This window comes from Photobacterium lucens, from assembly GCF_009873615.1.
Lineage (GTDB): Bacteria > Pseudomonadota > Gammaproteobacteria > Enterobacterales > Vibrionaceae > Photobacterium > Photobacterium lucens.
Window position 1 is genome coordinate 1 of the sequence record NZ_SSMG01000071.1, and the last position, 952, is coordinate 952.

Consider the following 952-nt stretch of genomic DNA (forward strand, 5'->3'; position numbering starts at 1 on the left):
ATAATATTATTGAGATATTTCTTTTAACTTATCGATAATGGGTTTTGACGTAATCATCATTGGCTGTGAATTCTCGAATCCCATTTTATTTTCTTTAACAGTGATTCTGGCTTTTGCCGCGATGAAGGCCATTATAAATGAAGCATTTTGTGCAAGCTGTTCTTTAAAGAAAGCTTCACCAAAATAGGTAAATTCAGAGGTGTTGGTACAACCAAATGATGGTTGGCTTGGATTGCTCGCGGTAATAACTAAAGTATGTAAATCTGCAATTTCATTAGCGAATTGTCCTGAGAAACACGATGAAACCACGACAACTTTCCACTTTATTTTTGACTCAATGAGGGACTTTTTAAGATCTTTAGGTGTTATTAACTCTTTGTGATGCGGCCAAAATTTAGAGTGTAAGCCTTTTTCAAAAGAACCATGTCCTGTCAGAAAAAGAAAAACAATATCTTCATTTTTGTCGATAGTGTTACCAATATTTTTTAATACATTATCAAGATTCGATAGTGTAGCCATCGGAGCTTCATTGATAGTTGATGAGTGATTAATCAATGTGACTGAGCGTCCTTTGGTATCAAATTTGTTATCAAATAACTGTTGTGCATATTTAACTTCTTTACTAAATACGTTCTGACTAGAGTCTGCCGCAAAACCTACAAAATATAAGTCTGTTTTATTTGGGCGTTGTGGTAACAATTTTGAAGTTTGCTGTTCAACTAAAGATGGTTGAGCTAGCAGAAGTTCCTTCGACGCACAGCCTGAAAGAATTGCGAAAGAAAGTGCGATAAGTATTAATTTAGGAACAGAAGTAATGGGCTGAATGGTTGCATTTAACATGTTCTTTATTGATCTTTTTAGTCATTGATAGTTCTTTATACAAAACTGAAGACTTAAATTAGAGCAATAAATCTGACTCTTATACACAACTGACGCTGCCGACGATCGCATA

The 952-nt window shown here is 34.6% G+C and carries 1 protein-coding gene; it reads right to left on the reverse strand.

Features of this window, described 5'->3' with window-relative positions; translation table 11 throughout:
• Positions 1 to 6 precede the first annotated feature (6 nt).
• The gene (locus tag E5A76_RS03850; RefSeq protein ID WP_008989237.1) at positions 7 to 840 is read right to left on the reverse strand and encodes a C13 family peptidase; all 834 of its coding nucleotides are present in this window, start codon (positions 838 to 840) and stop codon (positions 7 to 9) included.
• Positions 841 to 952: the final 112 nt, after the last annotated feature.

What these genes read in the sequence shown, in the direction of transcription:
- E5A76_RS03850 (WP_008989237.1), bottom strand. Translation starts at nt 840, where the DNA reads ATGTTAAATGCAACCATTCAGCCCATTACTTCTGTTCCTAAATTAATA.